Raw genomic sequence first — 26,282 nt, 5'->3', positions numbered from 1 at the left:
GAAAGGAAAATAATATGTCTAACATAGTGTACATGATGCATGTTGATTGGGATTGGATAAAACAACGTCCTCATTTCATTGCTGAAGAGTTGTCACATTTTTTCGATGTGCAGGTATTTTGTAGAACCTATCCAAGTAGCCTTCTCATCAAGGCGTCTCATAAAACCAAAACGAATAATGTTAATGTTCATCATTTCTACACATTACCTTTCTGTTTTAAGAAAGGAATTTACTGGATTAATAAATTTTATCTAAAAGTGTATTTCTGGTATTTCCTAAAAAAATACAATCCTGAATTTCTTTGGATACCTTTTCCAACATTGTATGAATACATCCCCAAAAAAAAATACAAAATAGTCTATGACTGTATGGATGATTATACAGAATTTGGTTTTGACAAATATTATAATGAAAGAATAAAGAAATGCGAAGAAAAACTGATTAATGATTCCCTTGTTATTTTCACATCCTCTGAAAACTTGTATAAAAAACTTAATGAAAAATATTATGCTAAGATTAAGGATAAAATATTAGTCGTCCGTAACGCTTTCGATGGTTTGGTTTTAAATAATGAAATTGAAGAAAAAAAAAGAGATACCAAATTCAAAATAGGATATGTTGGAACAGTATCTTCATGGATTGATTTTGAATTACTGGAGAGAACACTAGAACATTTTAAAGAAATAGAGTATCATTTCATTGGCCCTGTTTATCCAGAAGTTTCCGAATTGACTTTAAACGAGAGGATAATATTTCATGGTCCTGTTGAACATGAAAAATTATACTCCTTCGTGAAGGATTATGATTGCATGATTATGCCCTTCAAATTAAGTGATTTAATTTTTTCTGTGGATCCTGTGAAACTTTACGAATACATCAATTATAATAAACCTATTATATCCATATTTTATGATGAAATAAATCGTTTTTCACCTTATGTTAATTTTTATTCAGATGAATCCGAACTGATGGAAGTTTTAAAAAATTTAATTATACAGAATTTTCCTAAAAAATATTCAAATGAAGAAAGAATTGAATTCCTAGAAAAAAACACTTGGAGTAACCGAGTGTCACAAATTCTGGAGCATTTGATGTAAAAGCAGATCAAGCTTACAAAGAAATAACAGGATCAATTTCCATGTTACTAGCACTTAGGAACAATTAGTTCCATTTCATCTGCAAGTTTCTCTATGCAGATTTTCTAAACCATTCTTTCTCTATTTTATAGATTAACATTCTCTAATATTAGTTCGTTTCCAATTTCCTTCCTGCAGTAACTAAATTTCAAACAGTAACATTTTCTCAGCATCAACCTCAATATTTATTCAGCAAACAATGCAGTTCCTTAGGCATCACCTCATGGTTCTGAAACGACACGAATGTTGTACAAATGCAAACTTATATTATCTTGTGAACGAGCAAACTTAAAATAACATAATCAATATTCATAAAAATATAATAAATTATAATTTAATTAATATAATAGCTTTAAAAGGAAAATATCCATTGATGGAGAACTAAAATTGAATCAAGACATTGAAGTTAATGAAATATTATTTAAAGAACATATTAATGACATTTACGTAGTTGTTCCCGCTTATAATGAATCAAGAACCATTAAAAGGGTTTTAACAGAATTGATTTCTCTTGGACTAAATCTTATTGTCATTGATGATGGCTCTACCGATAACACATACTCGGCAGTAGAAGATATCTTAAAACAATACCCAGACCAGCTAAATTTATATAGACATCCATTAAACAGGGGATTAGGTGCGGCCATTTCTACAGGAATTGAAGCTGCACTAAGGCAAAATTCCCAGATTACTGTAACTTTCGATGCTGATGGTCAACATCACTCCAGTGATATAATTCCATTATGCCAACCAATTCTCGAAAATCAAGCTGATGTGGTTATTGGAAAGAGAAATTTTAAGGAAATGCCTTTCCGTAAAAAATTTGGTAATCTGGTGATGAATATTATCACCCTCATCTTTTATGGTAAGAATGTTGGAGACTCCCAGTCAGGATTGAGAACATTTAACCGTAAGGCAGTTGAGTTAATGGAACTCCACTCCCGTGATTACGGTGTTTCATCTGAGATAATTGGTGAAGTGCAAAGAAAAGGACTCCGTTTGGTCGAGGTTCCTATAACCACTATTTACACTGATTATTCACTTTCAAAAGGAACTAATACAAAAATCGGTTTGAAAATACTTGCAAAACTTATCAGAGGTTTTTTTAAATAGTTAAACTTAAACGAATAAAATTTTTAGGAGTTAATAAATGATAATATACCAGTATATTGGATTATTAATTGGAATCGTAGGAGTTCTCTTTACTTTAATAAGGTTTAAAGATAAAAAGATGACTTTTAACATGCTCTTAGTGTGGGCAACAATCTGGTTACTTCTAATTATTTTTTCCATCTATCCCAATACAACTTCTATTTTGGCCAATATAACAGGTATAGGTAGAGGACTAGACTTAATACTAATTCTCGGACTGATCAGTTGTTTTTACTTAATCTTTAAAATTTACAACATGATTGAAAATATTGAAGAAGAAATAACTATTCTAGTTCGTGAAATGGCCTTGGAAAGTAAAAAAATCGACAATAAAGGAAAAAATGGCAAAGAAGAATCAACTGATAAAAAAAATTATAAAATAGAAGAGCAATTTACTAATCGATAAATTAGCCCTAAATAAAAAAAAATCATAATGTTGAAAATTGCTAGAAACATCTATTTTAACACCAATTTTGTATTCTTTACACTTTTGCAGACAAAGTAGGTTTACCGAGTAATCTTAGAAACAAATTCATTGCAAAAATTTGAATTCTAAATAAAAAGGATAATTTATTATTTTTATATACCGTTGTACACCATTCCCCCGAAGTATCACATAATTTAGGTTTACAGCTAATAACTGCTAACCATTCAAGATTTAACCTGCAAATAGCACAGATAATACCCAAAAAAGATTGTAATTTAATAGAAAAACCACCATTTTGAAACATATGTTTATATTGGGTTAATGCTTCATCCCAATTACCATTTAATAAGGATAATCTAGCTGAAACTGCAACCTGGTCAATTAACAGTTTTTCGTGAAACTTCACTTTTTCATTTATATCAAATTTAATCGTTTTTTTAATCGAAGGATCTAGTTTTTCAAAAAAATCTACTGAAATCATGAACGCTTTAGTTACTTCAGTCTCTTGTACCGTGGTTACCTGTGCCTTATGCTTCCTCCAATAGCCCAAAACTGAGTCAGAAGGATAGAATTTTCCTTTCAAACTAAGTTCTAAAAAAGTGCTGTAATCTACAAATGGTACATTCTCATACTGTAAAAAACCCCCGATGGATAATAAAGCTTTTTTATCTATCATCACAGTGCAAGGTTGCATGAAATTATAAATGAGGAGATTTTTTATTATTTCCTCCTGTGACATGCACATAAATGGCTTAAGGCTGTGAAGGTCAAAAGATATAATTTCATTTTTATTATTTATGGTATTCTTTCTTCCCCAAGTCAATATAATATCCTTACTTGCAAAAATTTTTACTTGTTCTTCTAATTTATTACTAGACCATGCATCATCACCTTCTAAAATAGCAATTAAATCACCGTTAGATAAATTCAAAGCTTTATTGTATGTTTCATTTAGTTTCCAGATGCCAAGATGATCTTGTTTGACATATTTAATTCTTTTATCCTTGTATTCCTGAATTATACGGCCAGTTCTATCCGTAGAACCATCATCTATAATAATCATTTCCCAATTTGGGTATGTTTGCTCTAAAACACTCTCTATGCAACTTGAAATGAATTTTTCATGATTATACGTTGGAGTTATAATAGAAACCAGCGGGTAATATTTTTTAGTGGTTTTTTTAAGTTTCTCTGGAGATTCCATACTTATAACCTAAGATTTTTTAAATGATTGTTGAAATTTAGAAATTTTTGCTTAATCTCATTTAAAAATCTCTATAAATATAATAAATTATCCCATTGATCGATAATTTTCTTGTAAGAAAAATTTGAAGCTAATTCACGTGTGTTTGAATATTTTACTTTTAAATCGGGATCTTCTATGATCTTAATCATCATATCCGAAAAAATATGTTCATCCTCAGTTAATGGTAATTCTTCCAGATTTTTAAATATGATTTCATTTTGGAAAGATCTGGTGAGGATTGCGTGTTTTCCAAAATAAGGATAATTAACTGCTTCTTCTAAATCCAGTTCTGGACATAAAACTTCCCTCGGACCTGTTTTGCAATCTGTGGATATAATTGGAATATTCATCGAAAGTGCTTCGATTAAAGATAGGGGCAGACCTTCCCATAGGGAACTGAAAACAAAACAGTCACTATTTTTGAGGAAGGGATAAACATTCTCCTGTTCACCTAAGAGAAATACATTCTCACATAAATCTAGTTGTTCAATTAATGCTTCGAGATCTTCTCTCAGAACACCTTCCCCCAAAATCAATAATCTTGCATTTCTATAATGTTCCACAACTCTTCTAAAACTCCTAATCAAAAACCAATGACCCTTTTGCCGGGTTAATCTACCTACATTAATGAAATTAAAATATTTTTGTTGATTCTTCACATTAAATAACTTTTTATAGTCTTCAGGAATTTTTTCCAGAGATAGATTAATGTTTTTTTCAATATCAATCATATTATAGATGGTTAATGTATTTGAAATACCGTAAGTGTTATTTAGAACCTTTTCAACTTCTTTTGAAACACACACCACATCATCCGCACGCGAATAGAAGAATTTTACCAATCTGAATTTCAATGGACTATCTAAAAATATTTCTGGATTAATATGCTGAGAAAGAATAATACGCACCTTGTTTCCATAAAGCCGACTTAAAACAGCATGAAAATTTGCCACTTCAGCCACTGAGATTATGGTATCAATATTCAAATCTTCACAAAGTCTTTTAATTTTTGGAGAATATCTTAAAAGATCAAATACTCTTTTAAAAGCATTTCCATAAATATAAGCCTGGTTAAGAGTATAATAGTCACCTTTAAAACTGTATTTTGGGTTTTCATCCATTAAAGTTAAATATGAAACATGATAACCTTTATGGTAAAGTTGTGTTCCCAAGTTGGCGGCGAACCTTTCAGATCCTCCTCCTACTTTAAGTGATTCAACCAAAATTAAAACTTTCATGATTTATACTACTCATTTTTTAATTAAAGCCCTTTCTATGTGGATTATGTGGATATAATTAGCAACATATGTTATTATGTGACTTTTGGTTCAATAAAATTTAGTATAATAGTAGTCATGGTTTTATGTGTATTTAAAATTATTAAATTATAAACCATTCATAGTATTAACCAATAGTATTAAAGAATCTCTTTAATAAAAGAAGAGTAATTACTGAAGTACTGGAAATGACACTAATTTAACCCTTTGAAATGTTCAATAAAAACTCAAATAAAAAACCACTTGGTTATAATTAAAAGGAGCTGTAAAGTTATTGGGGTTGGAGAGAATTTGTAAACAATCTTTGCTTTGACTAATCTTCTTTGGTGAAAGAACCATAAAAAAGAATTTCAAATTTTGATGAACAGTTATCAGCCATTAAATTTACAGTCCCAATTAAAAAAATATTATGTGTTATGATGCAGAAAAGATGGAATAAATTTTTTGGAGAAATATTTTTCTCTTACTTCCCTGAAGGAAAAATCAAAAATATTCTAAAATGTTTTATCGCTAATAAATACTTATTTAGAAATAGCGATTTTAATACAACATATAAGAATGATATTTTCATTGAAAGTACGGAGAAAATGTCTACAAATTCTGTGACTATCCCTCTAGCGATTTTTATGAAATTTTAGAAGGTTATTTAAGAAAATATACAATCAAAAAAAATGATACAATAATAGATTGTGGTGCTTATCAAGGAACTTTCTCAGTTTTAGCATCACAACAGGTGGGGGAAAAGGGTTTGGTAATAGCATTTGAACCTGATCCGGCAAACATTAAAAAATTATTGCACAACATAAAACTTAATAATATTTCCAATATAATACCCGTTAACAAAGGCTTATGGAATAAAAAAACACAATTAAATTTTAAAAAGAATGATAAAGGTTCATCGTTAATATTTGAAGAAAATATGGCAAATTCTACCATTAATGTTTCAGTTGTCTCTTTAGATCAAGAATTGGATAATTTAAGTATAAATAATGTTGATTTTATCAAAGCTGATGTTGAAGGGGCTGAAATTGAACTAATAAAAGGTTCCAAGAAGATTCTATTAAATAACAAGGTTAATTTGGCAATTGCATCTTATCACCAATTAAATGGTGAAAAAACATATATCCGTCTTGAAAAAATGTTAAATCAATTAGGCTATGATTCTATTACTGAATTTGAAGAACATTTAACAACATATGCAAAAAAAATCTAAATGATTTCCATTAAACACTTTTTGGTGATTTATGATATGAGTATTTTATGCAAATAACAGCAATTGATAAGTGAATTGAACTTTCAATCCATAAATCTTGATTTTAAATTCCCTAAAAATTTAAGTAAATGAACTATATAATGATTTGTGGAGTTATTATTTTAATAAGGTATCCCATTGAGTTATAATTTTTTCTTTATCAAAGTTTTTGGCGACTACTCGACCGTTAGAGTAATTTTTAATTAAATCAGGATCTTCAATCATTCTAATCATCAAATCAGCTAACATTGCCTCAGATTTATTGAGAGAAACTTGACTGACCGTGGAAAAAACAGGAACTTTATGAAATTTGTGTGTTAATATTGCGTGTTTGCCTAAATAAGGATAATTAATCTTTTCATCTAAATCTAGTTCAGGGCATAATATCTCTCTAGGGCCTGTTTTACAATCAGTAGATATAACTGGGAGATTCATTGAAAGGGCTTCAATTAAAGATAAAGGTAGGCCTTCCCAAAGGGAACTTAAAACAAAACAATCACTAGATATAAGGAATGGAAACACATTTTCTACCTCGCCCAACAAAAAAACATTCTCATTTAAACCAAGTGAAGTGATCAAATCTTGCAAATTCCCTCTTAAATCGCCCTCCCCCAAAATTAATAATCTTGCATTCCCATAATAATCTACTACACGCCGGAAACTTCGAATCAAAAAGTACTGTCCCTTCTGATAATCTAATCTACCCACATTAATGAAGTGAAAATTCTTCTTATTATTCTTTCCTTCAAAAAAGCCATTATACTCATCAGGAAGTTCTTCCAAGGATAGTTTAATATTTTTTTCAATATCTACCATATTATAGATAGTTAAGGTATTTTCAACACCATAATTTTCATTTAAAATTCTTTCTACATCTTTAGAAACGCAAACGACCTTATCAGCACGAGGAAAACAATATTTGATTAATCGGAATTTTAACGGACTGTCTAAAAAAATTTCAGGATTCATATGTTGAGTTAAAATGATACGTACCTTATTTTTAAAAATAAACCGACTTATGAGTGCTTGAAAATTAGCCGGGTCACCAGCTGATATAATAGTGTCTATATTTAGATCTTCACAGAGTCTTTTAATCTTAGGGGCGTAAGTTAAAAAATCTAATCCTCTTCTAAGATCATTACCATAGATATCCCTCTCATTAAGAGTATAATAATCTCCTTTAAAACTGTATTTGGGGTTTTCATCCATTAAAGTTAAATATGAAACATGATAACCATAATTGTATAGTTCAGTCCCCAATATTGCTGCAAACTTATCTGAGCCTCCACCAATCTTCAATGAATCAACCACTATTAAAATTCTCTTCTCCATAGGAATACCCATTTAATTGAATGTTTATTATTTACAGATACTCATTATAAATCCTTTTAAGACACCAAAACCATACCCTATATGTATAGCTGGAAATATTAAAAAAGCATATAGATATTTTAAACTACGATTTTTTAATGAAATAGTTAATGTATAAGCTAAAATGATTATTAAATAAATTAAAATGGGAAAAAATATGAAAAACAGTTCTTTAGTACGTATAAAACTTATCATACCTAATATTAAGCTAATTATAGAAATGAAAAGATAGAAAACCAACAAAACTGGAATTAAATGGTATAGTTTTAATGTTTCTTTGTATTTCAACACTAGTTTAGCTCTTCCTTCACCATAATCAATCATTTGTCTTAAAAATTGTAGAGTGTTAGGCCGACGATACTGGTATACCAAAGCATCAGGATGTTTCAACAGTACATAACCTTTTTTTAACAGCTTATAATTAAAATCAGTGTCTTCGCACTGAGTCATTAATTCGTCATATAAGATTCCTTCATTTCTAATGATGGAAAGTTTGTAAAGAGCAAATGCTACTGTGTCCACCATTTGAATCTTCTCATCCTTCCTGTAGGCTGTTCCCAAACCTCCGAGTGATGTGCGCAAAACCTGGGCAACTACTTTACCATAATCAGTGTCATCATCCGGACTGGAATAGGTGGAGCCCACACCACCAACTTTACACTTCCTTTCATACTTCTGGTAACTCGAAATGAGTGTTTCCAGCCAATCTGGATCTACATAGCAATGTCCATCAAGATAAGCAATGTATTGAGCCTGTGATGCCTTAATTCCAATATTCCTTGCAGAACTTATAACCTTCTTTGGATTATCAAAAAGTTTAATCCTAGAGTCTTCTTTCATTTTTTCCTGTACAATGTCGCGTGTTCGGTCCTTAGATTGGCCGTCAACAACGAATATCTGAATATCTGCAATAGTTTGAGCCTGTAAACTGGTGATGCATCTTTTCAAATGTTTTTCTTCGTTTCGAACTCCAACAATAACATCAACTAGACTCATAAACTGTTCCTCTATGAATTACTTAACCCGAATTAAACTGAAGCTAAACCCCTAAATTAAAATATCCATAAATTCAATTTATCAGTACTAATGTAAAATCCATTTGTTGTATAATATTTGTGAGTCTAAGGTGATAAAAATCATTATCTACTTTCAGGGCTGCACTGCCCGTGATAAACTTCAAAATATCTCTAGGAATACCCGTAAGATTCTGGATGCAGCTGGAATAAAATATAAAATTCTGGATAATGAAGGATGTTGTGGTTCCATCCTCCTGCGCACTGGATTCCAGGAAGATGCCATTGAAGTAATGGAAAAAACTTTTGAACAACTCAAAGGTGAAAAAGTACTCCTTAGCTGTGCTGGATGCTACCGCACTCTAAGTGAAGATTATCCTAAATTGTTTGGAGAAAATTTAGATGTTATTCACATCAGCCAGCTCCTAAAGGAACTGATAAATGATGGAAAAATCAGTTTAAAAAAAGACCAACTTAAAGCCACTTACCATGATCCATGTCACTTGGGAAGACACTCTGGGGAATATGATGCGCCTCGTGAGGTTTTAAGGGCAAAAGCTGAACTCCTGGAGATGGATAAGATCAGGGAGAATGCGAATTGTTGTGGTGCAGGAGGTGGTGTTAAGTCTGCCTATCCGGAATTATCATCCGAAATTGGCATTAGCCGGGTTGATGACGCCCTTGAAACTGGTGCTGATATTCTGGTAACTTGTTGTCCTTTCTGTGTTTTGAACTTAGAATCTGAAAAATTAAGTGTTATGGACCTCACTGAGTTTGTATCATTAGATGATGCATTATCAAAGGGAATTCTTCCACCAAAGAAAGATATAAAGAAAAATATTATCAAAAGTAAAGATGGTTCATCACCTATGTCAGTCACCACCAAAAAGGACACATTATCAAATCAGGATGTTCAACCACAGAGGAAGGTTTCCCATGAATGAATCTGAACTAAATATAATGAACCGTTCCTTCTCCAAATTAGATGAAAGACGTGCCAACCTCCTTCATGATGAAGCAACTATTAGTTTGAAAGAAAGGGTTAAACTTATCCGGAAAAATTCTGTTAAACACCTACATCACCTTTTAGAAAAAGCACAAGAGAACCTAATAGAAAACGGGATAGAAGTTATTCTGGCCAATGATGCGAAAGAAGCAAAAAAAGCCATTTACCACTTGGTGAAAAAGGAACAAATAATAGCTAAATCTAAATCCAACACTGCGGGGGAAATATTGTTAACGGAATATCTTGAAAATAAGGATATTGAAGTTCTGGAAACTGATCTGGGAGACAGGATAGTCCAATTCCATGCCAGCCGACCAACACATCCCATCGGACCTGCATGCCACCTGAATATGGAAAAAATTGCAAAAATAGTGTCCAATGAATTGCAAAGTGATGTGAAAGCTGAACCCCAATCAATTCTGGAAGCTGTTAAATCTGATATTCTGGAAAAAATCCCAAATTGCAAGGTTGGTATCACTGGTGCGAATTCTGTGGCTGCTCTAGATGGTTCCCTGGTAATGGTGCATAATGAGGGTAATATCGGCCTACTCACCATGATGGACCTTCACATTGTACTGGTGGGAATTGACAAATTGGTATCCACACTGGAAGAGGCAATTTCAGTGGTGAAATTGGAAACCATTTATGCAACTGGTAAAAAAGTTCCAGCTTATATGAATGTTATCTCATCACCTTCCAAAACTGCTGATATTGAACAGATCCTCTTAAAAGATATGTATGGTGCTAAAAGAGTGGTTGTAGTGTTTTTAGACAATGGCCGTAGCCAGGCTTTAAAAGAAATGGAAGAATGTTTGTGGTGTATTGGGTGTGGATCTTGCATAGTAAATTGCCCAGTTTACACGACTCTTGGCCCAGAGTTTGGTTACTTACGTCATCTTGGAGGCAGAGGAATCGTTATGAGTCATTTCATAGACCCTAATATTACCTATGATTCTGGTCTTTTCAAATGCACCTTGTGTGGCCATTGCACAGTTGAATGTCCAGTTGAAACACCGATTAAAGACATGTTAGAAGAGCTGAGAAGAGAATCTGTTAAAAATGGGATTTATACTGAAAATCATGCCAGAATTAGAAATAATCTCATAAAATCAGGTACACCCTATAAAGAATAATCATAATGGAAATGGACTTAAATGATAATAGAGAAATTCTAAAAAAAGGGAGATTTCAAAATAAGAACAATAAAAAATTATGTTTAATTTAGATATAACGTGATTTAAAATAGTCTCAGAATCATTGCTTATATTTAAGATGGGAAATGTGAAGTTAAGGGGGTTTACAGTTTATTGAAATTTTAAATTAGTTTATTAAGTTCTTTCACCAACAAAGACAAAGTAAGGCAAGGATTGTTTGCAAATACTCTGCACCCCCAATAACTTTACAGCCCTTTACAATCATAGGTTTTAAATATTAGTTAGAAGACTTGATTATTAATAAATAGGAGGAATTATATTTGCTTCTCTTGATAAGTCCCATAAACACCCAAGAAGCACGAGAAGCCATAAAAGGCGGTGCAGACATAATTGATGTTAAAAACCCTAAAGAAGGTTCATTAGGGGCTAACTTCCCCTGGATTATAAAGGATATTCGCAGAATAACTCCTGAGGATATGCAAGTTAGTGCTACTCTTGGAGATGTTCCCTATAAACCCGGAACTGTCTCCCTGGCAGCAGCCGGTGCAGTTGTTTCCGGTGCAGATTATATCAAAGTAGGATTATACGGAACTAAAAACTATTCTGAAGCTTTGGAAGTAATGAAGAACGTGGTGAAAGCTGTTTGTGAATTTAATGATGATGCTATTGTGGTGGCATCAGGATATGCAGATGCTCACCGGGTGGGTGCCGTGGACCCCATGGAAATCCCCAGGGTAGCTGCGGATAGTGGTGCGGATCTGGCCATGGTAGATACTGCTGTTAAGGATGGGAAAACCCTATTTGATTTTATGAATGAAGAAAGCATTTCCAGATTCACCCAGGAAATTCATGACTATGGTCTTAAATCAGCTCTGGCAGGTTCAGTTACTGAAGAACAATTACCATTACTCGCTGAACTGGGCTGTGATGTTGCTGGAATTAGAGGAGCTGCATGTGTTGGTGGGGATCGTGATTCTGGAACTATTCATCACGAAGCAGTTGCCAGACTCAAACAGATGGTAGCCGGTTTTTAGATAAATAGTCATTGATATACTATTAAATGTTAAAGATAGGACCCAAATAACAATATGAATAGCGAATTTTCCAATTGACTATTATTATTACTAGATTTTACTATTGATGGAATGGAGGATGCAGGTTATGTTTTCAGATAAATTAAATAAAGCCCCTAAAGGATACACATTTGACGATTTTTTACTGGTGCCATCTGAATCTAATATAGAACCTAAAGACGTGAACACCAGGAGCAGGGTTTCCAGAAATTACTATTTAAACATCCCTATTGTGAGTTCTGCTATGGACACTGTTACAGAAGCAGAAATGGCCATTGCATTAGCTCAGGAGGGAGGTTTAGGAGTTATTCATCGTAACATGACCATTAAAGAGCAGTTAGATGAGGTTAAAAAAGTCAAAAGTTCTGAGGATCTCACCATTAGAGATGTTATAACCACATCCCCAGAAAGTTCCATCAAAGAAGCCAACACCATCATGGATTTGGAAGATGTTAGTGGTCTACCCGTAGTTGAAGATGGGAAGGTCATTGGTATAATCAGCCGGAGGGATATTAAACCCATTATAAACTCTGATGCCCAGAAAAAGGTGCGTGAGTTTATGACTGAAGAAGTGGTGACCATCAGTGAATCTACATCTCCAGAAGAAGCCTTGGATATTGCATATGATAACAAGGTGGAAAGACTGCCTGTAGTTAAAAACGATCGTATCGTTGGTATTGTAACCATTAGAGACATCCTAGAGCGCAAAAAACATCCCAATGCTGTTCGTGATAAGGAGGGGAGGTTCCTGGTTGCTGCGGCTACTGGCCCCTTTGACATGGAACGAGCCATTGCACTGGACAAAGCAGGGGCTGATATTATAGCTGTGGATGTGGCTCATGCACACAAACCAAGCATTATTAAATCTGCTAAGAAAATGAAAGATGAAATAAGGGCTGATCTCCTGGTAGGAAATATTGCAACTGGTGAAGCAGCCGAAGCAATCATAACTGGTGCTGATGTAGATGGTTTGAAAGTAGGTATCGGTCCGGGTTCAATCTGCACCACCAGAATCATAGCTGGAGTGGGAGTTCCTCAGTTAACTGCCATATCATCAGTGGCTGATGTTGCTCATGAGCATGGTGTTCCGTTGATTGCTGACGGGGGTTTAAGATATTCAGGAGATGTTGCTAAAGCCATTGCCATTGGAGCGGACTCAGTTATGTTGGGAAGTCTCCTGGCTGGGACTTCTGAATCTCCTGGAGAAGTGGTTATAATGAACGGCCGTAAATTCAAACAGTACCGTGGAATGGGTTCCCTGGGTGCCATGACTGGAGGTTCTGGAGCAGGAACTGACCGTTATTTCCAGGAAGTAAAAGGTCCCATGAAACATGCTAAACTGGTGCCAGAAGGTGTGGAAGGGGTCGTACCATTTAAAGGACCGGCCAATGAAGTGATATTCCAGCTTATGGGTGGTCTTAAAGCTTCAATGGGTTACTGCGGAGCCATTAACATAGAAGAAATGTGGGAAAAATCCCGCTTCGTAAGAATTACATCCAGTGGTATGACAGAAAGCCATCCCCACGACCTTATGATTACCAATGAAAGCCCTAACTATCCCACAACCAGGCTCATGTAATTTGAAGCATTTATTTATATTTTTTATTCGATAAATGCAAACAATTTAAATGAGACAAAATTTTTAATGAGTTTAGAAGTTAAAAAACTTTCTAAGGTAATTTAAGGACAAAAATATTAATTTTAGCATTCTTTTTTCATGAATAGACCAAAATCCAAATATTGGAGATGATTATGCATTCATGTATAATCCTTTGTGGTGGTAGAAGCCAACGCATGGGTACAGATAAAGGATTAATAAGCTTGGATTCTAAACCCTTGATAATCCACATTATGCAAACCCTTGAAAGACTTGCTGATGAAATAATTCTGGTATTTAGAGATGAAAAACAGCTCAGCTTATATGAAAAACATATTAATCACTTCAAAAAACACTTAAAAGAAGATGGTCTCCTTATAAAAATGATAACGGACCAAGAAATGGATAAAGGTCCGCTGATGGGCTTATTTACTGGTTTAACTCATGTTGAAAGTTATGGTGCTCTGGTATTACCCTGCGATTCTCCTTTTATATCTTCAGATTTCGTAAAAATGATTTTTAAATGTGTTGAAGATGATAAGACCAATGAATATTCTGCAATAGTTCCTCAGTGGCCTGATGGTTCTGTTGAACCATTACATGCCTATTATCATAAAAAATGCCTTCCTTTGATAAAAAACAGATTAAAAGAAGGTTTTAATGACGTTAAATCTCTTTACAAAGTTGTTAAAGTAAATTATGTTGATGTAAACCTTCTAGATCCTGAAAAAACCAGTTTCAGAAATTTGAATCGTCCAGAAGACTTAAATTCATCTTGAAGATTTATCTCTAACCATAATGCCCTATTAAAACCAATAATTAATTATAATTAGATAATATAATTTGATAAATATATTTTAATAATAATTTGATAATCAATTTGATAAATCATATTTGGATATTATTTATTTATCAGGGATGGACATCCTAAAAGTAAGAATGTAATCATGACCATTATTTCCATGACCGAATTTTTAGATAATCCAAGATAAGTCCCAAAAAAAGATTTTTTTTATTTAAATGGATTTAAAGAGAATTATAGAGATTTATCGGTATTAGTGTGGATATTATTGAATTTTTTAAATCAATACTTTTTCCACAACAGGGAGATCATCAATAGGTCCGATTTCCACGCAACCCGGGTTTCTTCCCATCTCCAGGAAGAATTTATTCACCCTTTCAATCATGTCGATATATTCTCTTTTTTCTATACGGCAGCCATCAACAACTGCATATTCTGGCAGGTATCCATTCACCCTTTTGTATTCTAAAACCTTATCCACCATTATCCTATATTGCTCGAGAGTCAATCTCTCCATGGCATCGACCACATTTAGTTTTTTAAGTATATTGTTGGCACCATATAAAAAGGTTACGATATGTGATATCAAATTCTTGCTTAGAGAAAATCTTTTTTTAGAAAAATATTGGATAATTAATACTGTAATAAAATAAGGGTATTAAAATAAGGCCAAATTTTATTCTAATCTGAATTTATAATTGATCATCAGACAATTTAAGATAATCGATCTTTTAATTTCACGTTCAATAAGACCATCATTTATTCGCTTATTAACAATTGATAAACTTGATATATTCTTAATTTCCCTTATTAATTGAATAATCCTCTTGCATTTTATATAAATCAATTATTATTCCTAATATCCGATAAAGTCTCTAATCCTTGATTAATCGTTGACCTCCACTTGTGATGTGGGATCAAAGGGGTTGGTTCTAATGGCCAGTGAGAAGAGATAAGGATAATTATTCATGAGATGTTCCATGTACTGGAGCCACTCCAGGATCATGAGACTGTAAACCCTTACTGTATCACCAGAAAGATGCTGATAGTCTGATGATGGTAAGCTGGATATATCTTCTCTTTTTTCCAATTCTTCCATAAGATGAAATACTGCCCATAAGAGTTCAGTGAAAGTTTCATGTTCTAGCAGATTGGGATTTTCTAGTAATGCCAGTAAAAATTTTCTCTTTTCCACCAGGAAAGTTTTAGTGTTCTTCAAAAATTCAATGGAATCCTTGTTTTCACCGCTGATATCCAATCCATAGTCAAAATTTTTAATTTTATCTCTTGCTGCCCTGAAGTCCTTAAAAGACCAATTATTGGTTATCAAAAGGTCATTCCTTATGTTATCAGTGTCTGGGTCGAATTTTATTATGGATCCCATTAGTTCAGTTCCTACTTCGCTGAAAAATACTCCTATAACCATGTTCAGCTTTTCCATCATCATCTTTTTTTCTCTACTGCTGATGGCGTTTTCAATCACCAGCACCACAAAGAGTATTTCAATTGGTAAGAAGGCAATATCAATACCTATATAAAAAAATACACCATGGGAATCATGAAAAATTAAGTAATGACCAATATATAGTAAAGCTGATAAAAGAACCAGTAAAATTCCCAGTTTTACTTTCCAATCAAAACGATGCGATAATTTCATTGAGACACCTGGATTAGTTATTTTTCGAATTCAATTGTTTTTTGATTTCAATTGTCAGAACTGAAGGGTTTTTATCATTAAAAAATTGTTTGTTATTATAAACATTAACCATAATCATTAAAACCGTTATTATTGGCTTATTTATTCGAATTTTTCAACATTTTAGCTCAATATTCTAATTAAACGCTTAATTTCACTCTTAAACTTTTAATAATTGTTATTTTTTTGTGGCAGATACAATAGTAATCGGATTTCTTCCCATCATCATGGTACCCCTGTTTGTTACCTTACCTTTGGCAAAAGTAATTTCAACGACATCAGGTATTACAGATAGTTTTTTGAATGTTCTCACTGCTTCTACACGGGTTTCGAGGAGTATGGAAGTAACCACAATCCTGCCCTTTGGATTTAGTTTTTGGAATCCCTCATTGATTATTAGAGGAAGATCACCACTGCTACCTCCAACTAAAACTACATCAAATGAGGTTATTTCTTTCATTACACTGAGAGCATCTCCCTCAATGAGTTTAACCTTTTCCAGAAGTCCATGTTTTATAATATTTCTCTGAGTAAGGGATATGGCTTCAGGGTTCTTATCTATGGATATAACTTCCTTAGCCCTCATTGCAGATTGAACAGTTAATCCTCCGGTCCCACAACCTACCTCCAGCACTACATCATTACTGGAGATTCGTGCTTTACACATGACTAAACATCGCACTTCTTCCTTAGTAGGGCCTGGCACTTTTTCTGACTGGATAAAATCTTCGTCTTTAATCATGGAACTTCTCCCTGCCAGCGCTGGTAAAGTTCATGGTCTATATGAAGGTTATCCAGTATTTTTCCCACGAGAAAATCAACCAGGCCATTAATTTCCTGGGGTTGGTGGTAAAATGCAGGCATTGCTGGTAGGATTATACCTCCTTCCTTACTAATTTTTAGCATGTTCTCCAGATGAACTGAACGTAAAGGTGTTTCTCTAGGTACTATTATGAGCTTTCTCCTCTCCTTTAATGCCACGTCAGCTGCTCGGGTAACAGCATTGCTAGCAAATCCTGAAGAAATAGCTGAGACAGTTTTCATGGTGCAGGGTACAATAACCATGGACTTGAATCTACATGAGCCACTATTAATAGCACTGGTCAGGTCATCAGGGGCATAGTAATGATGGCAAAGTTTCTTAAGATAATCTTTTTCAATTCCCATCTCATGCTTTAGTATAATCCAAGCAGGGTCAGTAACCACCAGTGCAGTTTCTTTACCCATTTCATTTAACACTTCCAGAAGTCTAACCCCGTAGACAACACCACTTGCTCCAGTAATGGCTATAACTATCATTTTATCACATAATTTCAGTTCTTCTAAATAAAAAATTATTAAATAAGTTTATTAACTTTTATGATACTGATATCGCTTTTTTTTGAGAGTTAATAGTGTTTAATTTAATACTTTGATTAGAAATTCTATTAGATTAATCCAATCAAATTATCTCACATTTAATGCCTTTTAAATTAATGCATTTTATTTATCATTATCCTATTAATTCTCTTCATGAAAATCATTATATTAAGTCATTATATTAATCCATATGCGGAGGTTTAGACAAACATATAATATTATTTGTTAATATTGATTATTATGGACTAATTATTTATCCAGAACATTGATATAATCCCTGAAATTTATTCTTTCTGCTTTTTCTGCACAATCTTCTGGTAAGTAGATAGAGAGATCTGCATGGTTGAAACGAGAATCTTTCAGGGAGCGCACCAGGTTAGAAACTTCACCTAATTTGACAATGACTCCATTGAGAGATATGGGAGTACTTAATTCGTGGAAAGATGGATATTCTGGAATATCAACCAGCACACAGTCATTATTGGTTCCAATTTCTAAAGCGATCTCTTCTTCTATTTTATTAACCATAGCCGCATCCATCTGAAAAACTGCTTCCGGATTAGGAACTTCATCTAGTTTCACGGAATATACTCGTTTGTATAATTGTCTGGTGTCTAATCTTTGGATAATATCCTGAATATATCCTTTTTGAGACCTGGCAGCTGAGATTATGTCAATATCATCATATCTATATATCTCACGGGCATTAACAATCTCTTTTTCTAATATTTTCTTCAAACAGCGTCTGAACATGGCATTGGCAATCCGGGTGGTGTGATGTTGATAGACACTTGGATACATGAAATAACGGGCTAGTAGCATGGATTCTGCTGCTTGAACTCCTTTACTCCTGAGTACAAGACCGTCATCAAGTTCCATGTTGTGAATTAGGCGTTCCACATCAATTACACCATAAGCAACACCTGTGTAATACGAATCCCTCAGGAGGTAGTCCATTCGGTCTACATCAAGTTCTCCGGAGATTATTTGTCCTAAAGGTCCATCACCATTTATCAAACTCAAAATTTCTTTAATGGAAAATTTTTCAGATAATATGTCGCCTAACTGTGATTCTTTTATTAGTTTGGAAGTTAGTTCTTCATGTGATGACTCTAATACTCCCTCTGATACATGAGAAAAGGGTCCATGGCCTGCGTCATGCAAAATAGCACAACTTCTTACCAGTTCCCTGGTTTCCTTATCAATTTGCAGATGCTCTGCCAGGCGGGAAGCTAGGTACATGGTTCCAATGGAGTGCTCAAAACGGCTGTGATTAGCACCGGGATAAACTAAATAGGTGAATCCCAGCTGTTTAATCCTTCTTAATCTCTGAATCTCAGGAGTATCAGTGAGACGTACTTCAAATTCTTCTAAACGAAGGTTACCATGAACACTGTCCCTTATAAACTTCAATTCAAACCCCCTCATCTTTAAAATCTCATAAAATATATTGAATTTAGCCCCATCTTGTCATAGCAATAATAATAAATCAAAAAAAATAAAAATAAAATAAATGAATTTATTAACCTCCAGATAAGATTACCTGAGTTCCTGTGCTGCCGAATTCTTTCTTTTTAAAGTCTAACTCGTATTTAACTCTTTCAATAATTTCTTCCAGTGCTGCTCTGGTTTCATGCCGGTGCGGTCCTGCCACTGCCGCTAGGAATAGAGGATCACCAGGTTCAAATTGACCCAGATAATGGACTACGGCTATGGATCTCACCCCATGTTTGTCCTTAACCTCTTTCACCATGGCTTCAAGTTCTTTTTCAGTTTCATCCTTATTCATGGTGGTTAAAATTATTTTTTCAGTGGTTTTGGCACGATCTTTACCTCTTACAAAACCCTCAAAGGTAAATATAGCCCCGCACTCATTAATTGAAGGATCTTCTTTGATTTTTTTGGTTAAATCGGACATTTTGATGATTTTTTCATCATCAGATTCTCTTCCACCATTTATAATCCTTGCAAGTATCATTCTTCACTTACCTCCTTTCTTGCCAGGTGTTTAAGGCGTGAAATTCCATCAATCTCATTTATAACTTCCACAACCGCTTCTGGGAGTAATTCTTGCCAATCCTCGCCATTAAGCATTCTGCGACGCACTTCGGTACCGGAATATATTTTTCGATTGAATAAGGGTGGTTCTGTTACTTCGTAACCCTTTTCTATAAAGAGTCGCTGCACCAGTGGGTTTCCAGCATATACATGTACAAATGGCGGAGTTAACATCTCCATATGTGCAACCCAAAGGGAATTGCATTCGATATCCTGTACTGGGATTATGTAGTAAGATGATGCCGGGATGCCATTCTCAGCCAGGGCTTTGCTTAGCATCATCACTCTTTCTCCAGCAGTAAAAGGATCTTTCAGACTATGACTTAACTGAGCACTACCAATACATATTATGACTTCTTCAACTTCATCCAGAATTCTCTTAATCACTTGAAGGTGACCCTTATGCATTGGCTGCATTCTTCCAACTAAAAGCCCTCTCATAGTTATCTTCCAACAAAAATTCTTAAATTATATAGACTATCCTTATAAACTTTGTATAAAATGTCTTAAAGTATGGTTTAAATAGTGTATTGCCTTATATTCTACAAGTTCTATTAATAAGTGTAAACTATGTTACTTAACTCTCTTTATACCGGCATAAATAATTAACCTAATACTATTAGAAGTATTTTCAATTATAAATCCTGAATAAACATTGAAGGCATTTAAAGAAGAAATAGATATTTTTATCTGAGTTTTAATGATTCATTAAACTTACAAAAATCCAAGAGAATGAATGAGTACTTAAATATTTTCTAATCTGATAATGATGTGTTAAAAACAAAGACATGAATACAAGACAAGATAACTTTATATCAATAAGTGGTCAAAAGAGATTATTCTACTAATGTGAAAGTAATGTGGAATGATATATTGCAGGATAAGTTGGCAATAAATTTAATTTTAAGAAATAATTAAAAATAAACGGTGATACTGGATGATAAAGGTTGAAAATCTATCAAAAACCTATCATATAGAAGAAGGGTTGGATATTAAGGCACTGGACAATGTTAACCTTGAAGTAGAGAAAGGAGAGATATTGGGAATAATTGGAACCAGTGGTTCAGGAAAAAGCACTCTTCTCCGCGTTCTGAGGGGTGTAGAACCCTTTGAAGAGGGAAAAATTACCATTGATGAGGTTTCGGTTACACCAGATTCAACACCTTACTACTCCCGTAAACTACGTAAGGCAACTGCCATTCACCTGCAGCGTTCATTTGGACTTTGGTCAGAAACAACCCTGAATAACGTCATCCGAAAACTTTACGGTTCAAAATATGGTGATGAAGCACTAACTGATTTTGATTTTGCATATGACGAGTTTGAAGAAGAAGCCATGGATATACTGCGCATTGTAGGGCTGGACCACAAAGCAGATCACTTTGCACCTGTTTTAAGTGGTGGTGAAAAACAGAGACTGATAATGGCAAGACAACTGGCAAAAAAGCCTAAAGTATTACTTTTAGATGAACCAGCAACAATGTCATGCCCTAAAACTAAACAAGAAATATTAGATTCTATTAAAAAAATTAACCAAGATTTAGGAGTAACTGTTGTACTGGTATCACACTTGCCTGAGGTCCATCATTATCTTTCTCATCGAATGCTGCTTATGGAGGAAGGAAAAGTAGTAGATGAAGGAGATCCTGATGCAATAATCAAAAAATTCCTCAGAAAATTGGAACCAGAACTGCCAGGAAGAGACCCGGAAAATATCGGTCAAACAATTATTAAGGTTCGTGATCTTGAAAGAAGGTTCTATCTCCTCAAAGCAGGAAATGTCTTGGAGCTGAAAGATGTTGGCTTTGATGTTAATGAAGGAGAGATTGTTTCCCTAATTGGACCCAGTGGTGCAGGTAAAACTGTTCTTTTACGGATGATAGGTGGTCTGGATCAGCCTGATGGCGGTAATGTATCCTTTAAACTTGACGGAGAATGGGTGGACATGCACCAGCCTGGAATAAGTAGAATGAAAATCCGAAGACAAATGGGATTCATGCACCAGGAATTTTCACTGGTACACCATGCCCGTATTAGAGACCAGATAGCTGGCAGATTAGGTGTTAAAGGCATTATGGTTGTTGACGAGGCAAAAAAGAAAGCTGAAGAACTTGGTATAAGCGACTTAACCCTGGATGTCCTCTATCAGTTAACTGATCTTCCTGAAAATGAAGCAAAAGAACGCTTGGAAAAAATAGGGCTTTCTGCAAATATTTTAGAAACCCTGTTCCCCAGTTTCCCTGATAATGAAATCATAAAATATGCTGAACCCATATTCAAAGCCCTGGACTTACCCTTAGATGTGCTTAACCGCCGTTCTTATGAGTTGTCCGGGGGGCAGAAAGTGAGAGCAACCCTGGCACTGGTACTCACCTCCCAACCAAAAGTCCTTATTTTAGATGAACCCTTTGGAGATCTAGACCCTATAACCTTGAGAATGGTTTCAAACTCTCTCAAACGCATTAACCAGGAATTTAACACCACCATAATTATGGTCAGCCATCACATTGATTTCATTGAAGAACTGGCAACACGAGCCATTCGCATGGATGATGGAGAACTCATTGGAGATGGAAATCCTAAAAATGAGTGTCAAGACTTCATTAATAGCTGCGGTGCAGATTATCTTAAGAATATAGAAGACTGGAAGAAAAAAATGCATAGTGCCTGATTTTGTAAAAATATGTGGAGTGATTCAATGAAATTCACAGATCTTGACTTAGGAAGTTTTTACCGAGTGGTTGCCCCTCGGCCCACCATTATAGTTACCACCATCAATCAGAAAGGGGAAGTAAATGCTGCTCCATTCTCATTTACCATGCCAGTCTCTGTTAACCCTCCCTTAATTGCCGTGGCATCTGTCCCCCAGCACCACACTTACCAGAACATTGCAGAAACTAGGGAAATGGTAATAAACATACCCCATGAAGATATTCTCAAGGAACTGTGGGTGACTGGTGAAAAATTCCCTCAGGGAGTTAATGAGATTGAAAAGGCAGGATTAACCCAGATGCCATCTGTTGAAGTTAAAGCACCATGGATCAAAGAATGCATTGCTCATTTAGAATGCAGGGTTGTGAAAATTCTAGAATGTGGTGACCACAACTTAGTGATAGGTGAAGTGGTAAAAATAGGTGTCCGAGATGATGCTCTCAAAGAAGGACTTCTGGATGCAGAATCAATGCGACCTATCCTGCACCTAGGTGGTAAGGAATTTGTGGTGGGAGATCATCGCAGAAATGTTGATGAATAAAAAAAGAAATTCAAACATAAATTATTTGATAATGATCACAATGATTAATGATAAGAAAATAATGGAATAATGAAGAAAGGGAATGTTTAGAACCTGAAATAGTTTCTTTCCTAACTAGATACCGAAATTAATGAGATTAATGAATGGATAATGGAAGTTTAGAACATGTTCAATAATATAATGGTTCCCACTGATGGATCAGTCCATGCTAAAAAAGCCGAAGACATGGCACTTTCCCTGGCTAAAGAACTGGGCTCTGAAGTTGTTGCTGTGCATATCATTGATGAAAAACTTATATATCCTTATGAAGTACTGGAAGATGAAGGCAAAGCCATCCTCCATAATGTGCATGAGAAAGGAGAAAAAATGGGTGTTAAAGTCCATGAAATACTGATTGTGGGAAGCCCTACTCATGATATGGCCAAGATAACCCAGAAGGCCGGGGCAGATCTGGTGGTTATTAGTTCTCATGGTAAATCTGGTTTGGAAAAGTTATTGTTGGGTAGTGTTGCTCAAAATGCCCTTAAAAAGGTTGATGTGCCAGTATTATTAGTTAAATAAGAATTATAGGGCAGATTTGGTTAAATATTAATTTTTCTATAATTACTTTTTTATTCTCATCAAAAAAATATAAATTTAAAGATGTGACTAGATGAGACTGTGGAGCCTGCATCCATCATATTTAGATAGTAAAGGACTGGTAGCAGTCTGGAGGGAGGGATTACTAGCTAAAGCAGTTCTTGAGGGCAAAACTAAAGGTTATAATAACCATCCTCAGCTAGTAAGATTCAAAAATCAAAATAATCCCCCTCTTTTTCTGGACACTTATTTACATCATATTTACCTGGAAGCAGAAAAAAGAGGATATAATTTCAATCCCCAGAAGATTGGAACTCGAAAAACCCTGCAGAAAATCACAGTTACACAGGGACAGGTCTTATATGAACTCAATCATCTAAAGGGCAAACTAAAACAGCGGGACAGGAATCAATACCAAAAGTTAAAAAAGTTAGATTTCCCCAATGTTCATCCCAGTTTTAAACTTATCCCTGGAGATATTGAGGATTGGGAGAAATTAAAAGAGAAAAAATAGAATAAAACACCAATAGAATTAATAATCAGAAATGAGCATAAATTATATTGATACAGATCTAACATCTAACACCTACATAACACCTAACATAATATTCTAACCAATATTCAAACCCTTAATATCCTATTATGGTAGAAATATTTAAGAAAAATAACCAAAATCAATAAATCACTGCAAATAATGATTTGAATAAGTGGTATCAAAGTAATTTTGCGGTAAATCAAATGAAAAGAGTGCTGAAACAGAACTGTCCAGGAACCTATTTGAATATCTTCCTGACTCTAGTTTAACTAGTTTGATTTGTATAAGGTACCTAATATAAGATTACACCACATTTTAGTGGAGGAAATCAAATGATGCGAAGATACAAATGTAAGGTTTGCAATTATATTTACGACCCTGAAGTTGGAGAACCTCGAACCAACACCCCTCCTGGAACTGCCTTCGAAGATCTGCCTGATGATTGGAACTGCCCTAAATGTGGGGCTGGAAAATTTCGGTTCATCCCTCTATAAAAGATTACTGTCCATAATTAAACTATTTTTTTAAACAAAAATCCTCTGATACCTCCATAACATCTATCTAACAATTCATCCAGGATAAGGTAAGTCATCGAAAGAAATTTACTAAAATTTAAAGGTGATTAGTTTGAAAAAATGGAAATGCAGGTTATGTGGATACATATATGACCCTGAAACCGGTGATTTAAAGCGTAAAATCGAACCAGGAGTTCCATTCGAGGACTTGCCCGAAAGATGGGTTTGTCCATCATGCGGGGCTAAGAAAAAGGTATTTGCTGAGGTTAAATAAGTTTAATAAATAAATTTTTTATTAATAAATGTGAAATTTCTTAAATGAAATTCATGAATCTATCATGAAGATTTAAAAATGAGGTAAAAAAAGAGGTGTAGTATTATGCAAAAATACCTGTGTAAGCCTTGTGGATATGTATACGATCCTGAAGAAGGAGATGATATGTCAGGGATTGAACCTGGAACCGCTTTTGAAGACTTGCCAGATGACTGGGTATGTCCAATGTGCGGTGCAGGTAAAGATATGTTCGAACCTGTAGACTAATCAGAAGTTTTAGTCAAAAGCTCGAACCAGTAGATTAATCAAAAGTTTTAATCAAATTCGAACCAGTAGATTAATCAAAATCAAAATATTACGTGAGGGAGGTTAGAGGTCATGTTGGATGAAAAGATGCAGGAAGCCCTTAACTACCAGTTAAATAGGGAACTTTATTCAGGTTACCTATACCTGGCCATGGGAGCTTACTTTGAAGATCAGGATTTACCTGGATTTGGGAACTGGATGCGAGTTCAGGCCCAGGAAGAATTAAGTCACGCCATGAAGTTTTATGACTACCTAGTGCAGAGGGGTAGCAGAGTTATTCTAGCTGAAATTGAGAAACCTCAAAGTGAGTGGGATTCTCCACTGGCAGCTTTTGAACATGTTTACCAGCACGAACAGATGGTAACTGGTCTCATAAATGAACTGGTTGATCTGGCCATGGAGCTTTCTGACCACGCCACCAACAATTTCTTACAATGGTTTGTAGCTGAACAAGTGGAAGAGGAAGAATCTTCCAGTGGAGTTCTTCAAAAAGTAAAACTAGCAGGAGAATCCAGCAGCGGACTTTACATGCTAGACCAGGAATTAGCAAAAAGAGTTTTCAATCCACCAGCAGCTTCTGAGTAGAATTCTACTTAAATCTTTTTCTTTTATTAGTAATGCAAAGTTAATGGTTGTGGAACTGTTCATTAATATTTCATAACTGGTTTATTTTGGTTCTTTCACAAATAAAGACAAAAATAGTGATAGAATGTTTGGATATATAGCTCTAACCCCCCCTAATAACTTTCAGTTATTTTTTTAATTTCTAGAGAATATCTGATAAATTTTAGTCGTTTTTACCCAATCAAAGACCCCATTCATTGAAAACATGTCTTAATTATTTTAACCCATTTATACGTCAGGAAACATACTATCTTGTTTCATGTGATAATTTAATTGATATCTAGGGATTAATATTAGTTTTAAAGGTGATGTGTTCTCAGAAAGAGCATTAATCCTATATTGATTTGAAGACATATGTCATCAATAATGTTTAGTAAGATGCGAAATATTACTATGAATTCATATTTTGCTTATCCATGTGGCTATTTTTTTCGAAAAATTGATAAATGGAATATAACCACAATATTAGTTATATGAGGGTATAATTCGTATATATGTTGCCAAAAATACAAGCTTGAATACCCTCCTTGGTAGAATTTTCCCAACTAAAATGTTTATGGGATTTATCAACTATAAA

28 protein-coding genes are annotated in these 26,282 nt (G+C 34.3%); 17 read left to right on the top strand and 11 right to left on the bottom strand.

The window, feature by feature from the left end:
- Positions 1 to 32 precede the first annotated feature (32 nt).
- The 3 genes from HVN35_07800 (at position 33) to HVN35_07790 (ending at position 2,694) form a co-directional block, all read left to right on the top strand.
- Positions 33 to 1,097: a hypothetical protein gene (locus HVN35_07800; protein NYB52443.1), complete on the top strand. Its 1,065-nt coding sequence runs from the start codon at positions 33 to 35 to the stop codon at positions 1,095 to 1,097.
- A gap of 438 nt (positions 1,098 to 1,535) precedes the next feature.
- Positions 1,536 to 2,249, top strand: a complete 714-nt coding sequence (locus HVN35_07795; GenBank protein ID NYB52442.1) for a glycosyltransferase family 2 protein — start codon at positions 1,536 to 1,538, stop codon at positions 2,247 to 2,249.
- Positions 2,250 to 2,286: 37 nt separating this feature from the next.
- The gene (locus HVN35_07790) at positions 2,287 to 2,694 is read left to right on the top strand and encodes a DUF2304 family protein (GenBank protein NYB52441.1); all 408 of its coding nucleotides are present in this window, start codon (positions 2,287 to 2,289) and stop codon (positions 2,692 to 2,694) included.
- A gap of 76 nt (positions 2,695 to 2,770) precedes the next feature.
- On the opposite strand, the gene HVN35_07785 is transcribed toward HVN35_07790, so the two are convergent.
- Complete coding sequence (locus HVN35_07785) at positions 2,771 to 3,919, bottom strand: glycosyltransferase (GenBank protein ID NYB52440.1); 1,149 nt, start codon at positions 3,917 to 3,919, stop codon at positions 2,771 to 2,773.
- 71 nt (positions 3,920 to 3,990) lie between these two features.
- Positions 3,991 to 5,199 carry a glycosyltransferase gene (locus tag HVN35_07780; GenBank protein NYB52439.1) on the bottom strand — a complete coding sequence of 403 codons (1,209 nt, stop codon included), beginning with the start codon at positions 5,197 to 5,199 and terminating at the stop codon, positions 3,991 to 3,993.
- Positions 5,200 to 5,869: 670 nt separating this feature from the next.
- Here HVN35_07780 and HVN35_07775 point away from each other — a divergent pair.
- Entirely contained in the window at positions 5,870 to 6,451 is a 582-nt protein-coding gene (locus HVN35_07775) for an FkbM family methyltransferase (GenBank protein ID NYB52438.1), read from the top strand.
- 156 nt (positions 6,452 to 6,607) lie between these two features.
- On the opposite strand, the gene HVN35_07770 is transcribed toward HVN35_07775, so the two are convergent.
- Positions 6,608 to 7,822 carry a glycosyltransferase gene (locus tag HVN35_07770; GenBank protein ID NYB52437.1) on the bottom strand — a complete coding sequence of 405 codons (1,215 nt, stop codon included), beginning with the start codon at positions 7,820 to 7,822 and terminating at the stop codon, positions 6,608 to 6,610.
- A 27-nt stretch (positions 7,823 to 7,849) separates the two neighbouring features.
- Entirely contained in the window at positions 7,850 to 8,857 is a 1,008-nt protein-coding gene (locus HVN35_07765; GenBank protein NYB52436.1) for a glycosyltransferase, read from the bottom strand.
- A gap of 142 nt (positions 8,858 to 8,999) precedes the next feature.
- Between HVN35_07765 and HVN35_07760 the strand changes: the two genes are divergently transcribed.
- From HVN35_07760 to HVN35_07740, 5 genes are all read left to right on the top strand, one after another.
- Positions 9,000 to 9,818, top strand: coding sequence for a (Fe-S)-binding protein (locus HVN35_07760; GenBank protein ID NYB52435.1), 819 nt, complete (start codon positions 9,000 to 9,002; stop codon positions 9,816 to 9,818).
- On the top strand, positions 9,811 to 11,013 hold the full coding sequence (locus tag HVN35_07755) for a lactate utilization protein (protein ID NYB52434.1): 1,203 nt from the start codon (positions 9,811 to 9,813) through the stop codon (positions 11,011 to 11,013). Before HVN35_07760 ends, HVN35_07755 begins: the two co-directional genes overlap by 8 nt.
- 341 nt (positions 11,014 to 11,354) lie before the next feature.
- On the top strand, positions 11,355 to 12,068 hold the full coding sequence (locus tag HVN35_07750; protein ID NYB52433.1) for a (5-formylfuran-3-yl)methyl phosphate synthase: 714 nt from the start codon (positions 11,355 to 11,357) through the stop codon (positions 12,066 to 12,068).
- Between the two features lie 127 nt (positions 12,069 to 12,195).
- A complete protein-coding gene (gene guaB / locus HVN35_07745; protein NYB52432.1) occupies positions 12,196 to 13,686 on the top strand; it encodes an IMP dehydrogenase in 1,491 nt (496 codons plus the stop codon).
- A gap of 173 nt (positions 13,687 to 13,859) precedes the next feature.
- On the top strand, positions 13,860 to 14,483 hold the full coding sequence (locus HVN35_07740) for a molybdenum cofactor guanylyltransferase (protein ID NYB52431.1): 624 nt from the start codon (positions 13,860 to 13,862) through the stop codon (positions 14,481 to 14,483).
- Between the two features lie 300 nt (positions 14,484 to 14,783).
- On the opposite strand, the gene HVN35_07735 is transcribed toward HVN35_07740, so the two are convergent.
- The 7 genes from HVN35_07735 to HVN35_07705 form a co-directional block, all read right to left on the bottom strand.
- Entirely contained in the window at positions 14,784 to 15,023 is a 240-nt protein-coding gene (locus tag HVN35_07735) for a pseudomurein-binding protein (protein NYB52430.1), read from the bottom strand.
- A 369-nt stretch (positions 15,024 to 15,392) separates the two neighbouring features.
- Entirely contained in the window at positions 15,393 to 16,163 is a 771-nt protein-coding gene (locus tag HVN35_07730; GenBank protein NYB52429.1) for a hypothetical protein, read from the bottom strand.
- A 217-nt stretch (positions 16,164 to 16,380) separates the two neighbouring features.
- Positions 16,381 to 16,944: a precorrin-6Y C5,15-methyltransferase (decarboxylating) subunit CbiT gene (gene cbiT / locus HVN35_07725; GenBank protein ID NYB52428.1), complete on the bottom strand. Its 564-nt coding sequence runs from the start codon at positions 16,942 to 16,944 to the stop codon at positions 16,381 to 16,383.
- A complete protein-coding gene (locus tag HVN35_07720) occupies positions 16,941 to 17,501 on the bottom strand; it encodes a UbiX family flavin prenyltransferase (GenBank protein ID NYB52427.1) in 561 nt (186 codons plus the stop codon). The genes cbiT and HVN35_07720 overlap by 4 nt, the downstream gene beginning before the upstream one ends.
- A gap of 309 nt (positions 17,502 to 17,810) precedes the next feature.
- Positions 17,811 to 18,989, bottom strand: a complete 1,179-nt coding sequence (locus tag HVN35_07715; protein ID NYB52426.1) for an HD domain-containing protein — start codon at positions 18,987 to 18,989, stop codon at positions 17,811 to 17,813.
- Positions 18,990 to 19,083: 94 nt separating this feature from the next.
- On the bottom strand, positions 19,084 to 19,539 hold the full coding sequence (locus tag HVN35_07710) for a molybdenum cofactor biosynthesis protein MoaE (protein ID NYB52425.1): 456 nt from the start codon (positions 19,537 to 19,539) through the stop codon (positions 19,084 to 19,086).
- Positions 19,536 to 20,060 carry a nicotinamide-nucleotide adenylyltransferase gene (locus HVN35_07705; GenBank protein NYB52424.1) on the bottom strand — a complete coding sequence of 175 codons (525 nt, stop codon included), beginning with the start codon at positions 20,058 to 20,060 and terminating at the stop codon, positions 19,536 to 19,538. The genes HVN35_07710 and HVN35_07705 overlap by 4 nt, the downstream gene beginning before the upstream one ends.
- A gap of 496 nt (positions 20,061 to 20,556) precedes the next feature.
- On the opposite strand from HVN35_07705, the gene HVN35_07700 reads away from it, so the two are divergent.
- From HVN35_07700 to HVN35_07665, 8 genes are all read left to right on the top strand, one after another.
- Positions 20,557 to 22,290, top strand: coding sequence for an ABC transporter ATP-binding protein (locus tag HVN35_07700; GenBank protein ID NYB52423.1), 1,734 nt, complete (start codon positions 20,557 to 20,559; stop codon positions 22,288 to 22,290).
- Between the two features lie 27 nt (positions 22,291 to 22,317).
- Positions 22,318 to 22,872 carry a flavin reductase family protein gene (locus HVN35_07695; GenBank protein NYB52422.1) on the top strand — a complete coding sequence of 185 codons (555 nt, stop codon included), beginning with the start codon at positions 22,318 to 22,320 and terminating at the stop codon, positions 22,870 to 22,872.
- Between the two features lie 165 nt (positions 22,873 to 23,037).
- The gene (locus tag HVN35_07690) at positions 23,038 to 23,433 is read left to right on the top strand and encodes a universal stress protein (protein ID NYB52421.1); all 396 of its coding nucleotides are present in this window, start codon (positions 23,038 to 23,040) and stop codon (positions 23,431 to 23,433) included.
- 91 nt (positions 23,434 to 23,524) lie between these two features.
- Positions 23,525 to 23,965 carry a hypothetical protein gene (locus HVN35_07685; GenBank protein ID NYB52420.1) on the top strand — a complete coding sequence of 147 codons (441 nt, stop codon included), beginning with the start codon at positions 23,525 to 23,527 and terminating at the stop codon, positions 23,963 to 23,965.
- Positions 23,966 to 24,321: 356 nt separating this feature from the next.
- Entirely contained in the window at positions 24,322 to 24,480 is a 159-nt protein-coding gene (locus HVN35_07680) for a rubredoxin (GenBank protein NYB52419.1), read from the top strand.
- Between the two features lie 133 nt (positions 24,481 to 24,613).
- On the top strand, positions 24,614 to 24,775 hold the full coding sequence (locus tag HVN35_07675) for a rubredoxin (GenBank protein ID NYB52418.1): 162 nt from the start codon (positions 24,614 to 24,616) through the stop codon (positions 24,773 to 24,775).
- A 105-nt stretch (positions 24,776 to 24,880) separates the two neighbouring features.
- Positions 24,881 to 25,042: a rubredoxin gene (locus tag HVN35_07670; protein ID NYB52417.1), complete on the top strand. Its 162-nt coding sequence runs from the start codon at positions 24,881 to 24,883 to the stop codon at positions 25,040 to 25,042.
- Between the two features lie 111 nt (positions 25,043 to 25,153).
- A complete protein-coding gene (locus HVN35_07665) occupies positions 25,154 to 25,666 on the top strand; it encodes a ferritin (GenBank protein ID NYB52416.1) in 513 nt (170 codons plus the stop codon).
- Positions 25,667 to 26,282: the final 616 nt, after the last annotated feature.

The sequence above is a fragment of the Methanobacteriaceae archaeon genome (assembly GCA_013403005.1).
GTDB lineage: Archaea > Methanobacteriota > Methanobacteria > Methanobacteriales > Methanobacteriaceae > Methanobacterium.
The sequence above is the reverse complement of the archived record's forward strand: the minus strand, read 5'-3'. Positions and strand labels throughout refer to the sequence as shown.